Source organism: Pseudomonas sp. IT-P395 (assembly GCF_949767675.1).
Classification (GTDB): domain Bacteria; phylum Pseudomonadota; class Gammaproteobacteria; order Pseudomonadales; family Pseudomonadaceae; genus Aquipseudomonas.
This window is the reverse complement of the sequence record NZ_CATKPW010000044.1, coordinates 352,038-365,354: the sequence shown is the minus strand read 5'-3', so window position 1 is coordinate 365,354 and position 13,317 is coordinate 352,038. Positions and strand designations below refer to the sequence as shown.

Annotated in this window: 11 protein-coding genes; 1 reads left to right on the top strand and 10 read right to left on the bottom strand. The window is 60.7% G+C overall.

Annotation, left to right across the window (positions count from 1 at the left end; all coding sequences use genetic code 11):
• Positions 1-175: 175 nt before the first annotated feature.
• The 9 genes from ACM6IN_RS22025 to argS form a co-directional block, all read right to left on the bottom strand.
• Positions 176-796 (bottom strand): TetR/AcrR family transcriptional regulator, encoded by a 621-nt coding sequence (locus tag ACM6IN_RS22025; protein WP_007909369.1) that lies wholly within the window; start codon positions 794-796, stop codon positions 176-178.
• A gap of 30 nt (positions 797-826) precedes the next feature.
• Entirely contained in the window at positions 827-2,509 is a 1,683-nt protein-coding gene (gene phaC / locus ACM6IN_RS22020; protein WP_123375585.1) for a class II poly(R)-hydroxyalkanoic acid synthase, read from the bottom strand.
• A 139-nt stretch (positions 2,510-2,648) separates the two neighbouring features.
• Positions 2,649-3,503, bottom strand: a complete 855-nt coding sequence (phaZ, locus tag ACM6IN_RS22015) for a poly(3-hydroxyalkanoate) depolymerase (RefSeq protein ID WP_007909378.1) — start codon at positions 3,501-3,503, stop codon at positions 2,649-2,651.
• 85 nt (positions 3,504-3,588) lie between these two features.
• Positions 3,589-5,268 carry a class II poly(R)-hydroxyalkanoic acid synthase gene (phaC, locus tag ACM6IN_RS22010; RefSeq protein ID WP_007909380.1) on the bottom strand — a complete coding sequence of 560 codons (1,680 nt, stop codon included), beginning with the start codon at positions 5,266-5,268 and terminating at the stop codon, positions 3,589-3,591.
• Positions 5,269-5,526: 258 nt separating this feature from the next.
• On the bottom strand, positions 5,527-5,904 hold the full coding sequence (locus ACM6IN_RS22005) for a gamma-butyrobetaine hydroxylase-like domain-containing protein (RefSeq protein ID WP_007909382.1): 378 nt from the start codon (positions 5,902-5,904) through the stop codon (positions 5,527-5,529).
• A gap of 126 nt (positions 5,905-6,030) precedes the next feature.
• Positions 6,031-7,368: an ATP-dependent protease ATPase subunit HslU gene (gene hslU, locus ACM6IN_RS22000; RefSeq protein WP_007909384.1), complete on the bottom strand. Its 1,338-nt coding sequence runs from the start codon at positions 7,366-7,368 to the stop codon at positions 6,031-6,033.
• A 54-nt stretch (positions 7,369-7,422) separates the two neighbouring features.
• On the bottom strand, positions 7,423-7,953 hold the full coding sequence (gene hslV, locus ACM6IN_RS21995; RefSeq protein ID WP_003186641.1) for an ATP-dependent protease subunit HslV: 531 nt from the start codon (positions 7,951-7,953) through the stop codon (positions 7,423-7,425).
• A gap of 232 nt (positions 7,954-8,185) precedes the next feature.
• The gene (locus ACM6IN_RS21990; protein ID WP_007909385.1) at positions 8,186-8,902 is read right to left on the bottom strand and encodes an SPOR domain-containing protein; all 717 of its coding nucleotides are present in this window, start codon (positions 8,900-8,902) and stop codon (positions 8,186-8,188) included.
• Position 8,903: 1 nt separating this feature from the next.
• Positions 8,904-10,640, bottom strand: coding sequence for an arginine--tRNA ligase (argS, locus tag ACM6IN_RS21985; RefSeq protein ID WP_007949586.1), 1,737 nt, complete (start codon positions 10,638-10,640; stop codon positions 8,904-8,906).
• Between argS and ACM6IN_RS21980 the strand changes: the two genes are divergently transcribed.
• Positions 10,639-10,761 (top strand): hypothetical protein, encoded by a 123-nt coding sequence (locus ACM6IN_RS21980; RefSeq protein WP_256579857.1) that lies wholly within the window; start codon positions 10,639-10,641, stop codon positions 10,759-10,761. The genes argS and ACM6IN_RS21980 overlap by 2 nt on opposite strands.
• 92 nt (positions 10,762-10,853) lie before the next feature.
• On the opposite strand, the gene ACM6IN_RS21975 is transcribed toward ACM6IN_RS21980, so the two are convergent.
• Positions 10,854-13,073: a primosomal protein N' gene (locus ACM6IN_RS21975; RefSeq protein ID WP_007909401.1), complete on the bottom strand. Its 2,220-nt coding sequence runs from the start codon at positions 13,071-13,073 to the stop codon at positions 10,854-10,856.
• Between the last annotated feature and the right edge of the window lie 244 nt (positions 13,074-13,317).

The following is a 13,317-nucleotide window of genomic DNA, read 5'->3' as shown; positions in this document are numbered from 1 at the left end:
GGAGAGGGGACCGATACGCGGATGCTTCAGTCTTACACTGACCTGAAAGTGTCGTATTGAATCCATAATCGACTCGATTTTTCAGGTCGCCGTATAGCGTAAGACGATAAGGTCAGTCCCCTCTCCCTACGGGCGGTCCGACGTTTCGGGAGGGCTAGGGTGAGGGGCTTTTGATTTAGTCATGGTCTTCAAGATACTGAAGAGCCATCCGCTCCGTGGCGACCTTAACCGGCGGCAGCAAATGCGGCGCCACCAGCATCATGATCTGATAAACCACCAGCCTCACTTCCCCCTCACGATCCAGAATCCGCTGATAATCCAGCGAGAACAGCAACGTCATGGTGATCTGCTCCACCAGTTGCCCCAACGCCTGCGTATCACTGACCAGTTGCCCCGCCGCCTTCAATCGCGCCAACAACGACGCCAGCGTGCGCTTCAACGCATTGAGCAGATGACGAATGCCCTTGGCCAGCTTCGGCAAGCGTCCGGCCAAGTTCGACAGGTCCTGAAACAAAAACCGATATTGCGCCAGCCGCTCGACAATCAAATGCAAAAACAGCCAGTAATCCTCCGGCGCCAGCTCCACATCCGCCGGTGGATCGAGCAGTGGCGCCAGTTCATTCTGGAAGCGTTCGAACAACCCGAGAATCAGCGGTTCCTTGCCGTGGAAGTGGTAGTAGAGGTTGCCCGGGCTGATCCCCATTTCATTGGCCACCTCCATGGTGGAGACATTCGGCTCGCCCTTTTCGTTGAACAGTTGCAAAGCACATTCGAGAATCCGGTCGCGGGTTTTCATCCAGTCTTCTTAGAAAAGTTCGGTTAAGCGTCAGCGCACACGCACGTAAGTACCGGGCGCTGCCTCCATCGGTGGATAGTTCGGGTTGCCAAGGGTGAACGAGGTTTCGTGCTGCGCCCCGGAGCGCTGTTGAATCCATTCCAGCCACTGCGGCCACCAACTGCCGTCGACGTGCTTGCCGTCGTAGTACCAGGCGCGCGGGTCGCTGCTCATCTTGGCGTTCTCGACATAGGCGGCTTTCGGGTTGCTCGGCGGGTTGAGGATGCTCTGCACATGACCGCTGTTGGACAGCACGAAACGTCGCTCGCCGCCGAGCAACAGGGTCGAGCGATACACCGCGTCCCACGGGGTGATGTGGTCGTTCATGCCAGCTACGCTGAAGCTGTCGACGGTGACTTTCTGCAAATCGATCGGTGTGCCGCACACCTCGAGACCGCCCGGATGGGTCAACGGGTTGTGCTTGAAGAAGTCCAGCAGGTCACCGTGAAATGCGGCGGGCAAGCGCGTGTTGTCGTTGTTCCAGTAGAGGATGTCGAAGGCCGGCGGTTCTTTGCCCAACAGGTAGTTGTTGACGAAGTAGCTCCAGATCAAATCGTTGGGGCGCATCCAGGCGAAGACCTTGGCCATGTCGCGACCGTCGAGTACGCCTTTCTGGTAGGAGCGGCGCTTGGCGGCTTCGAGGGTTTGTTCATCGGCAAACAGCGTGGCTGAGGTTTCGATTTCACTGTCGAGCAAACTGACCAGATAGGTCGCGCTGGAGACCCGTCGCAGTTGCCGCTTGGCCTGCAAATGGCCTTGCAGGGCGGCGATGGTCAGCCCGCCGGCGCAGGCGCCCATCAGGTTGACCTCGCGGGCGCCGGTGATCGCCCGACAGATGTTCATCGCTTCTTCCACCGCTTCGACGTAGGTCGACAGGCCCCATTCGCGATGACGTACATCCGGATTGCGCCAACTGATCATGAACGTTTGCAGGCCATTCTTCAGTGCGTACTGGACGAAGCTGTTGTGTGGGCTCAGGTCGAAAATGTAGTACTTGTTGATTTGCGGCGGCACCACCAGCAGCGGCTTGGCGTACTGCTTTTCGCTCATCGGTTTGTACTGGATCAGCTCCAGCATTTCGTTGCGAAACACCACCGAGCCGGTGGTGGTGGCGACGGTCTTGCCGACCTCAAAGGCTTGTTTGGTCACCTGACGTGGCAGGCCGTCGTTGTGCAGTAAGTCATCGAACAGGTGACTGAGGCCGCGCACCAGACTGTGCCCGCCGGAGTTGAACAGCTCCTTGACCGCCAGCGGATTGAGCAAGGTGTTCGACGGCGCCACGGCGTCGTTGAGCAGGGTGAAGGCGAAGTGTGCACGAGCGCGATCGTCCGGGCTCATGTTACTTTCATCGATCCAGCTTTTGACCTGTTTTTGCCAGGCCAGATAGGCCTGCAGGCTGCGCCGGTAAAACGGGTTGAGGCTCCACGCCGGATCGGCGAAGCGGCTGTCGTTCGGATTGGTCGGGTGCAGGGTTTCGCCGAGCAGCACGCGGCCCAATTGACCGCCGAGTTTCAACGCGTGCTTCGCACTGTGAATCGGATTGCGCAGGCCATGGGCGGCGACGCTGCGCAAGGTCGAGATCAGGTCCCGGCCACGCAGGCCGGTGATCGCACTTTGTGCGTTGATGAACACGGCGGGGCTGGGCACTCCGCCCGTCGCTGGTTTGTCGCGCATGACTCAACACTCCTTCGTCTTCAGGCCAAAAACAAACTCACCGAACCAGAACACCATAGACGCTGTTGCGGGTTGCTGCCTGCGCGGCGTCCTGCCGCGCACTCTTTGCCAAAGGCCTGCATAAAGCCTGCCGCCGGGGTTAACCGCCCAGCGGTGTCGGATGCGGGTGCATCACCGCGCGCTGACGTTCCTCCTGGAGGAATTTCATGATGATCGGCGCCACCGCTTCAGCACGGGTAATCAGGAACAGATGACCGTCGTCGATGATGTGCAGTTGGGCGTTGGGAATGCGCCAGGCGAGCATGCGCATGTTGATCAGCGGGATCAGCGGATCGTCATCGCCGGCCAGCACCAGCGTCGGCTGGTGGATCTTGTGCAGCCAGTGAATGCTGGTCCAGCCGAGGCCTGCGAACAGTTGCCAGTAATAACCGAGCTTGCCCGCCGAACGCACTTTCGCGGCGTGGCTGGCCGCCAGCGTCGGGTCTCGACGGAACGAGCCGCCGTAGATCAGCGGGGCGATGCGGATCACATGGGAAGGCTGAATGTAGCGCCGCGGACTGGCCATCATCCACAGCACTTTCGGTTTGCCCGGCACCATCACCGCACCGGCCGCGGTCGCCGCCAGCACCAGTTTCTTGCAACGCTCGGGGTAGTCGTAAGCGAACTGCTGCGCGAGCGCACCGCCCCACGACACGCCGATGACGTTGACCTGACCGTAGTCGAGGTAATCGAGCATCCGCGCCGTCAGCTTGGCCAGCCCGGGAAAGCGATACGGTCGGTTCGGCGTCGAGGAACCGCCGACACCGGGCACGTCGAAGGCGATCACTTCCAGATCCGGGTCCAGCGCCGCGACAAACGGAAAAACCAGCTCCAGGTTGGCGCCGATGCCGTTGAAAATCAGCAAGGGCGTCAAGTGAGGCTTGCCGGGGCGTACCGCCGTGCGGAGGGTCTGGCCATCCAGATCGACGGTACGGAATATGAACGGTTGCGGCATGCGTCAGGCCCTGTGGATTTAAATTCACCACACCCCGTGTAGGAGCTGCCGAAGGCTGCTCCTACACGGGGTGTGGTGGTGTCAGTTACCGCTCGTGAACGTAAGTGCCCGGCGATGCTTCACCCGCCGGATACGCCTTGTTGCCCAGTTTCAGCGGGGCCTTTTTCAGGTTGCCCGAGCGCTCGGCCTGCCACGCCTGCCAGTACAGCCACCAGGAATCGGTGTGCTTGGTCGAGTTTTCTTGCCACTCATCGGCATTGGCCGCCATTTCTTCGCCAGTCATGTAACGCGATTTCGGGTTGCCTGGCGGGTTCAGAATGCTCTGGATATGCCCGCTGCTCGACAACACGAACTCGACCTTGCCACCAAACAACTGCGCCGACTTGTAGCAGGACTTCCACGGTGTGATGTGGTCGTTGGTGCCGGCCAGCGAGAAGATGTCAGCGGTGACCTGCTTGAGGTCAATCGGCGTGCCGCACACTTCCAGTGCATTCGGGCGAATCAGTGGATTGTTTTTGAACATCTCGATCAGGTCGCCATGGAATGCGGCGGGCAACCGTGTGGTGTCGTTGTTCCAGAACAGGATGTCGAACACCGGCGGCTCGTTGCCGAGCAGGTAGTTGTTGACCCAGTAGTTCCAGATCAGGTCGTTGGGACGCATCCACGCGAAGACCTTGGCCATGTCTTTGCCTTCGAGCACGCCGGCCTGGTACGAGTGGCGCTTGGCGGTCTCCAGGGTCTGCTCGTCGACGAACAGGGCGACGTCGCTGTCCAGCGTCGTGTCGAGCACGCTGACCAGCAGCGTGAGGGCATTGACCTTCTTCTCGCCGATCGCCGCGTAGTGGCCGAGCAGGGCGGTGCAGGTGATGCCGCCGGAGCAGGCGCCGAGCATGTTTACGTCTTTGCTGCCGGTGATCGCGGTGACCACGTCGACCGCTTCTTTCAGCGCATCGATATACGTCGAGAGGCCCCACTCGCGCTGCGCCTTGGTCGGGTTGCGCCAGCTGACGATAAACGTCTGCACGTTATTGCGCAGGCAGAAGCGCGCCAGACTCTTGTCCGGGCTCAAATCGAATACGTAGAACTTGTTGATCTGTGGCGGCACCACCAGCAGTGGACGCTCGTGGACCTGCTCGGTGATCGGCTTGTACTGGATCAGCTCCAGCACGTCGTTGCGAAACACCACCGCGCCTTCGGTGACGCCGAGGCTCTTGCCGACCTCGAACGCGCCCATGTTGACCTGGCTCGGCATGCCGCCGTTGTGGACCAGATCCTTGGCCAGATGCGAGAGGCCATCGAGCAGACTCTTGCCACCGGTTTCGAAGAAGCGTTTGACGGCGGCTGGGTTGGCCGCGGTGTTGGTCGGGGCCATGGCTTCGGTCATCAGGTTGATGACGAAGTGGCCGCGGGCGATGTCTTTGGGTGACAGGCTGCTGTCATCGATCCAGGCATGGAGTTCCTTGCGCCACGCCAGGTAAGTTTGCAGATAACGTTTGTAGAGCGGGTTCTGGCTCCACGCAGGATCGGCGAAGCGACGGTCATCGCCAGCCGGTTGCAGTTCGGATTTACCAAACAGCACGTTCTTCAGTTCGAGGCCGAAATGGGTAACGTGCCTGACGCTATGGATCGGTTGTCTGATGGCCTGTTTCAGCACCATACGAGCAGAGGCCAGCAGATCCTTTCCGCGTAGCCCAACGACGGGATTAAGCCCCAGGGTGTTTTCCGAGGCTTGGTACTTCAGGTCATCGTTATTCTTGTTACTCATCTACGACGCTCCATTGTCCTGAGACGAGTACCCGGTTTTCTGCTGTGCAGTTCCACAGCCAATGCCAGGTACTACTGCTCGGGTGACCGTTAATTCTGCATAGCTGCTTTACAGTCGTAGAGCACTGCAGGGAACTTGCCAGCTCCATTGGTTACCCGAGTTTAATTTTTTTCGCAAGCGGGCCGATCCTCGGCCACACAGCAGAGCATTCAAACAGATGAATTTAGAAAATGCCCTCTAATGAGCGCAAGGCACGAGCTAGAGCATCAGCTTGACGACTGACTCGTTCGGATCGCGGGTCTTGCCCGCCGCTTTGAGCTCGGCCAGATAATCGGCCCAGAGTGCGTCATAACGTCGCCCCAGCTCGTAGAGATAATCCCAGGTGAACAGGCCGCTGTCGTGACCGTCGTCGAAGGTCAGTTTCAGTGCGTAGTGACCGGCCGGTTCCAGTTTGCTCAGGCCGACGTTGAGCTTGCCGAATTGCAGGATCGGTTTGCCGTGGCCCTGGACCTCGGCGGAGGGGGAATGCACGCGCAGGAATTCGGCGGGCAGGGTGTATTCCTCGCCGGACGCGTAGGTGAGCGTCAGGGTTTTCGAGGCTTTGTGCAGTTTGATGTCGGTAGGGATAGTAGTCATTGCAGGTCATCCGACTAGAGGAACACCCTGTAGGAGCTGCCGCAGGCTGCGATCTTTTGATCTTGTCTTTTAAAAATCAAAGATCAAAAGATCGCAGCCTGCGGCAGCTCCTACAGGGACGGTGACCTACAGGATATAACGGGACAGGTCTTCGTTCTGCGCCAATTCGCCGAGGTGGCTGTTGACGTATTCGGCGTCGATCAGAATCGGCTTCTCATCGTGCGTGCTGGCCAGATCGCCGGCGCTGAACGACACCTCTTCAAGCAGACGCTCAAGCAGTGTGTGCAGACGACGGGCACCGATGTTCTCGGTCTTCTCGTTGACCTGCCAGGCGATCTCCGCCAGACGCTTGATGCCTTCGGGCTCGAACTGAATGTTCAGGCCTTCGGTTTTCAGCAGTGCGCAATATTGCTCGGTGAGCGAGGCATGCGGTTCGCTGAGGATACGTTCGAAGTCCGACGGGCTCAGGGCCTTGAGTTCGACGCGGATCGGCAGACGACCTTGCAGCTCAGGCACCAGATCGCTCGGCTTGCTCAAGTGGAAAGCACCAGAGGCGATGAACAGGATGTGGTCGGTTTTGACCATGCCCAGTTTGGTGTTGACGGTGCAGCCTTCGATCAGCGGCAGCAGGTCGCGCTGCACGCCTTCACGGGACACATCGGCGCCGCCAACGTTGCCACGCTTGGCGACTTTGTCGATCTCGTCGATGAACACGATGCCGTGCTGTTCAACCGCTTCCAGCGCTTTGGCTTTCAGCTCTTCTTCATTGACCAGACGCCCGGCTTCTTCGTCGCGCACCAGCTTCAGCGCTTCTTTGACCTTGAGCTTGCGCGCTTTCTTTTTGCCCTTGCCCATGTTGGCAAACAAGGACTGCAACTGGTTGGTCATCTCTTCCATGCCTGGCGGCGTGGCGATCTCGATGCCGGCCACTTCGGCGACTTCAATTTCGATTTCCTTGTCATCCAACTGACCTTCGCGCAGACGCTTGCGGAACAGCTGACGGGTGTTGGAATCGCTGCTTGGGGTTTCTTCATTGCTGAAGCCCATGCGTGCCGGCGGCAGCAGTGCGTCGAGGATACGATCCTCGGCAGCGTCTTCGGCGCGATGGCGCACGCGGGTCATTTCCTGCTCGCGGAGCATCTTGATCGCGGCGTCGGCCAGATCACGGATGATCGATTCGACGTCACGGCCAACGTAGCCGACTTCGGTGAACTTGGTCGCTTCGACCTTGATGAACGGCGCGTTGGCCAGTTTCGCCAGACGACGGGCGATTTCGGTTTTACCGACACCGGTCGGGCCGATCATCAGGATGTTCTTCGGGGTCACTTCAACACGCAGCTCTTCAGGCAGCTGCATGCGGCGCCAGCGGTTGCGCAGGGCAATCGCGACGGCGCGCTTGGCATCGTCCTGGCCGATGATGTGGCGGTTGAGTTCGTGGACGATTTCGCGGGGAGTCATGGACATAATAATTGACGGTCCTCAAGCAGAAACAAGCCGTGGCACAGGGCCGCGTCAGGCTTATTCAGCGAGATCCTGCTCCTCAATGGTCTGAGTGTGGTTGGTGAATACACAGATGTCGCCGGCGATGCCGAGGGCGGTTTCGACGATTTCACGGGCCGACAGGTCGGTCTTTTTCAGCAGCGCGCTGGCGGCGGCTTGCGCGTAGGCGCCGCCGGAACCCATGGCGATCAGGCCATCTTCGGGTTCAACCACGTCACCGTTGCCGGTGATGATCAGCGAAGCGTCTTTGTTGGCAACCGCGAGCATGGCTTCGAGGCGGCTCAGGGAGCGGTCGGTGCGCCATTCTTTGGCGAGTTCGACAGCGGCGCGTACCAGGTGGCCCTGATGTTTCTCGAGCTGGCCTTCGAAACGTTCGAAGAGGGTAAAGGCGTCAGCGGTGGCACCGGCAAAACCGGCGATGACCTGGCCGTGGTACAGGCGACGGACTTTTTTCGCGTTGCCTTTCATCACGGTATTGCCGAGAGAAACCTGGCCGTCGCCGCCCATGACGACTTTGCCGTGACGGCGGACTGAAACGATGGTGGTCAAGGGAAGAGTCTCCACACAGCGGGGCGAAAGTGCCTTATGCCCATTCATATGGGGGTGCTGGAGAGGATTTCAACCGTAGCGCAGGAGAGGGGACGAGCGGTGTCTTGTATTTGATCGTTCCCACGCTCTGCGTGGGAAAGCAGCCCGGGACGCTCTGCGTCCCTTCACCGCTGGGACGCGGAGCGTCCCTTGAGGCATTCCCACGCAGAGCGTGGGAATGATCGGCCGAGGGTCAGCGGCTTTGGCGTTGTTGTAACAACAGGTTGCTGAAGCCGGCGCCGGCCAGTTGTTTCTGTGCCGTGGTCAGTTGTTCGCGGTTGCTGAACGGACCAACCAAAACGCGATACCAGGTTTCATCCTTCACCGTGCCGGACTCAACCGCCACCGCCTGACCGAGCAGAATAATCTGCGCACGCACCTTGTCGGCATCGGTTTCCTTGCGGAACGAACCGGCCTGCAGGAAGAACTTGGTCACCGGCGCCGCTTTGCTCACTGGTGGCGCTGGCGGCGGGGTAATCCCGGCCAGTGCTGCCTGCGCGCGCGCGGTGTCGATCTTCGCCGCTTCCGCCGGGGTCACTGGCGTGGTCGGGATGGCCGGCACTTGTGGCGTCGGTAGAGTCTTCTCCGGCACCGCGTCCGGCGGCACGATCACTTCCGATTCCGGCAACAGGGTGTAGAAGTCGTACTTCGGCTTCACTGGCTGAGTCGGACTCGGCGGAGTCTTGTTGGCCTCGGCGATCTTCGACGCTTTCTGCTGTTGCGCCTGTTCGACCTTCTCACGCTTGACCGTGTCGCTACCCTTGCCCGGCTCGAGCTTCATCAGGAACACGATGAACGCGCCGACCGTGAGGCCGATGGCCATCCACAGCCAGCCCGGAATCGGTTGCTTCGCAGGAGCTTGGTAACGGCTGGCGCCACGCTTGGGTGCAGGTTTTTTCTTGGCAGCCAACTTACATACGCTCCAGAGTTTCCAGACCCAGCAGCTCCAGGCCTTGCTTGAGGGTGCGACCGGTCAGCGCGGCCAGGCGCAGACGGCTCTGCATCTGGGCCGGGGTTTCGGCGGCGAGGATCGGGCAGTTCTCGTAGAAGCTGGAGAACAGACCGGCAACGTCGTATAGGTAAGTGCAGAGAATGTGCGGCGTGCCTTTCTCGGACACGTTGTTCAGCACTTCGCCGAACTGCGCCAGTTTCGCCGCCAGCTCTTGCTCATGTGCGGCTTCCAGCACGATCTGGCCATCGACTTCGCTGAAGTCCTTGCCCAGTTTGCGGAACACGCCGGCGACGCGGGTGTAGGCATAGAGCAGATACGGCGCGGTGTTGCCTTCGAAGTTGAGCATCAGGTCGAAGTTGAAGCTGTAGTCGCTGGTGCGGTGCTTCGACAGGTCGGCGTACTTCACCGCGCCGATGCCGACGACTTTGGCGATGTTGCGCAGTTCGTCTTCGGCAAGCGTAGGGTTCTTCTCTTTCACCAGGCTGTAGGCACGTTCCTGTGCTTCGGTCAGCAGGTCGATCAGCTTCACGGTGCCGCCGTCACGGGTCTTGAACGGACGGCCATCGGCGCCATTCATGGTGCCGAAGCCCATGTGTTCCATCTCCATCGGATGGGTGACGAAACCGGCCTTGCGCGCCACGGCGAACACTTGCTGGAAGTGCAGGGCCTGACGCTGGTCGACGAAGTACAGCGCACGATCGGCTTTCAGCTTGCCGCTGCGGTAGCGCACGGCTGCCAGGTCAGTGGTGGCATAGAGGTAGCCGCCGTCAGCCTTGACGATGATCACCGGCAGCGGGTCGCCGTCGGCGTTCTTGAACTCGTCGAGGAACACGCACTGGGCGCCGTTGCTCTCGACCAGCATGCCAGCGGCTTTCAGGTCGTTGACCACGTTGATCAGGTCGTCGTTATAGGCACTTTCGCCCATCACGTCGGCCATGGTCAGTTTGACGTTGAGCAGTTCGTAGATCTTCTGGCAGTGCGACAGCGAGATGTCCTTGAACTTGGTCCACAGGGCCAGGCACTCGGCGTCGCCGGCCTGCAACTTGACCACCAGACCACGGGCGCGGTCGGCGAATTCTGCGGATTCGTCGAAACGCTGCTTGGCCGCGCGGTAGAAGTTTTCCAGGTCAGACAGCTCGTCGCTGGTGATCGGGTTTTCCTGCAGATACGCCATCAGCATGCCGAACTGGGTGCCCCAGTCACCAACGTGGTTCTGACGGATCACTTCGTCGCCGAGGAATTCGAGGACGCGGGCCACGCCGTCGCCAATGATGGTCGAACGCAAATGGCCGACGTGCATCTCTTTGGCCAGGTTCGGTGCCGACAGGTCGACTACAGTGCGCTGCGCCGGGCCAGCCTTGCGCACGCCAACATGGGCATCAGCCAAGGCAGCGTCGAGACGCGAGGCCAGCGCCTGAGTGTTCTGGAAGAAATTGATGAAGCCCGGGCCGGCGATTTCGGCCTTGGTGACGTTCTCGTCAGCCGGCAGTGCGGCGATGATTTTTTCCGCCAGATCGCGCGGCTTCATGCCCGCAGGCTTGGCCAGCATCATGGCGATGTTGCTGGCGAAGTCGCCGTGGGTCTTGTCGCGGGCGTTCTCCACCTGGATCGCCGGCGACAGGCCTTCAGGCAACACACCTTCGTTGACGAGTTGGGTGAGGGCTTGTTGGATCAGCTGGCGAATGGTGTCTTTCATGGTCTTCTCTTTCGACCGCAAGCGCGGCGGGCGCATCGATGCGCGGGTGGAAAAACTGGGCATTATCCGTTGCGAAGACGGGCTTGCCAACCTTAGCAGGCAGCTTATGGATATGTGGTGACATTCAGATCAAAAGAACGCAGCCTGCGGCAGCTCCTACACGGCGATAGGCATTTTCCTGTAGGAGCTGCGCAGGCTGCGATCTTTTGATCTTCAATACAAATCGACGGGGTCGACATCCAGCGACCAGCGCACCGCGCGCCCGCTCGGCATCTGCTCCAGCGCCAGTAGCCAACTGGCCAGCAACCGATGCAACGGTGCCCGCGCTGTCGCCTGCAACAACAACTGCGCGCGATAACGTCCGGCGCGGCGTTCCATCGGCGCCGGCACCGGCCCGAGCAGTTCGATGCCGGTCAAATTTTGCTCAGCCAGCAAACGCTCGGCCTCGCTGCACGCCTCATCGAGAAAGCCCTCCGCCTGCCCCGGCTTGTGCGCTTCGGCACGCAACAACGCCAGATGCGCAAACGGCGGCAGGCCGGCGGCGCGACGCTCGCTCAGAGCCTGTTCGGCGAAGGCGAAATAACCCTGTTCGGTAAGTTGTACTAATAAAGGATGGTCGGCGAGGTGGGTCTGGATGATCACCTTGCCCGGCTCTTCGGCTCGCCCGGCACGGCCGGCGACTTGCACGATCAACTGCGCCATCCGTTCGCTGGCGCGGAAGTCGCCGGAGAACAGGCCGCCGTCAGCATCCAGAATCGACACCAGCGTCACCCGTGGAAAATGGTGCCCTTTGGCCAACATCTGCGTACCGACCAGAATGCACGGCTGACCCTTCTGAATGGTTGCGAACAGTTGATTCATCGCGTCCTTGCGCGACGTGCTGTCACGGTCGACGCGCAGTACCGGGTAATCGGGAAACAGAATCGCCAGACGTTCCTCGGCACGCTCGGTGCCGGCGCCGACCGGGCGCAGATCGACCTTGTTGCACTTCGGGCACTGGCGCGGGGTGCGTTCGACGTAGCCACAGTGGTGGCAGCGCAGTTCGCCGTAGCGTTGGTGCACGGTCATCCGCGCATCGCAGCGCGAACACTCGGACATCCAGCCGCAGTCGTGGCAGAGCAGCGTCGGCGCGAAACCGCGACGGTTGAGGAACACCAGTACTTGTTGGCCGTTGGCGAGCGTCTGGCCGATGGCTTGCTGCATCGGCCCGGAAATACCGCTGTCCAGTGGACGGCTTTTTACATCCAGACGGAGGAAACGCGGCTGCTTGGCGCCGCCGGCACGTTCATTCAGGCGTAGGAGGCCGTAACGGCCGGTGTAGGCGTTGTGCAGACTTTCCAGCGATGGCGTGGCGGAACCGAGCACGATCGGGATGTTTTCCTGCCGTGCGCGCACCAGCGCCAGATCGCGGGCGTGGTAACGCAAACCTTCCTGCTGTTTATAAGAGCCGTCGTGCTCTTCGTCGATGATGATCAGCCCGGGGTTTTTCATCGGCGTGAACAGCGCCGAACGCGTGCCGATAATAATGTCGGCCTCGCCATCGCGCGCTGCGAGCCAGGCTTCGAGGCGCTCGCGGTCATTGACTGCCGAGTGCAGCAGGGCGATGCGCGCATTGAAACGCTGCTCGAAGCGCGCCAGGGTCTGCGGGCCGAGGTTGATCTCCGGGATCAGCACCAGCGCCTGTTTGCCGGCTTCGAGGGTTTCACGGATCAGTTGCAAATAGACTTCGGTCTTGCCGCTGCCGGTGACCCCGGCCAGCAGAAAGGCGTGATAACTGTCGAAACCGGCGCGAATTGCTTCATAGGCGGCGCGCTGCTCGGTGTTCAGCGGCAATTCCGGTTGCGCCAGCCAATGCTCATGGCGCACGCCGGGTGCATGGCGGCGAATTTCCACTTGCACCAGGTTTTTCGCCAGCAGCAGATCAAGGCTGTCCTTGCTCAGCATCAGTTTGCTCAGCAACTGATGGGCGACGCCGTGGGGGTGCTGGGCCAGCGTCGCCAGTGCTTCACGCTGGCGCGGTGCGCGGGCGATGCGCGGATCATCAAGGCTGGCGCCGGGCACGATCGACCAGAAACGCTCCTGCCGGGCCTCGGCCAGCTCACCCTGGCGCAGCAGTACCGGCAGTGCCCAGCTCAGGGTGTCGCCGAGGCTGTGCTGATAATACTGTGATGTCCACAGGCACAGCTTGAACAGCGCCGGTGGCAGCGGCGCGGTGGCATCGAGCAGGGCCAGCGCCGGTTTGAGTTTCTCCACCGGCACTTCGCTGGTGTCGGTGACCTCGACCAGAATCCCGATCATCTCGCGCCGACCGAACGGCACCCGCAAGCGCATGCCCGGCTGCAATTGCTCGCGCAGCACGCCGGCCGGCGCCCGGTAATCGAACAGGCGGCGCAAGGGCGAAGGCAGGGCGAGGCGCAGAATGGCATCGGGCACGCGGGGGGATCTCGATCAACAGGTGATTAAAAGGACTGCGTACATAACCTGTGGGAGCGAGCCTGCTCGCGAAAGCAGTGTGTCAGGCGACGAGATGCTGGCAGATAGATCGTCTTCGCGAGCAGGCTCGCTCCCACAGCGGTAGTGCAATGGGCCGGGAGCCTAGCAGACGGTCGGTCTCGGTGACAGCTTGCGTGTTTGAAAAGGTCTGGTAGAATCCGCGGCCTAATTACGTGCGGTATTC

Excerpts from the sequence above, each read along its gene's own strand:
- ACM6IN_RS22025 (WP_007909369.1), bottom strand. The coding sequence starts at position 796 with ATGAAAACCCGCGACCGGATTCTCGAATGTGCTTTGCAACTGTTCAAC.
- phaC (WP_123375585.1), bottom strand. The coding sequence starts at position 2,509 with ATGCGCGACAAACCAGCGACGGGCGGAGTGCCCAGCCCCGCCGTGTTC.
- phaZ (WP_007909378.1), bottom strand. The coding sequence starts at position 3,503 with ATGCCGCAACCGTTCATATTCCGTACCGTCGATCTGGATGGCCAGACC.
- phaC (WP_007909380.1), bottom strand. The coding sequence starts at position 5,268 with ATGAGTAACAAGAATAACGATGACCTGAAGTACCAAGCCTCGGAAAAC.
- ACM6IN_RS22005 (WP_007909382.1), bottom strand. The coding sequence starts at position 5,904 with ATGACTACTATCCCTACCGACATCAAACTGCACAAAGCCTCGAAAACC.
- hslU (WP_007909384.1), bottom strand. The coding sequence starts at position 7,368 with ATGTCCATGACTCCCCGCGAAATCGTCCACGAACTCAACCGCCACATC.
- ACM6IN_RS21980 (WP_256579857.1), top strand. The coding sequence starts at position 10,639 with ATGGTCTTCTCTTTCGACCGCAAGCGCGGCGGGCGCATCGATGCGCGG.
- argS (WP_007949586.1), bottom strand. The coding sequence starts at position 10,640 with ATGAAAGACACCATTCGCCAGCTGATCCAACAAGCCCTCACCCAACTC.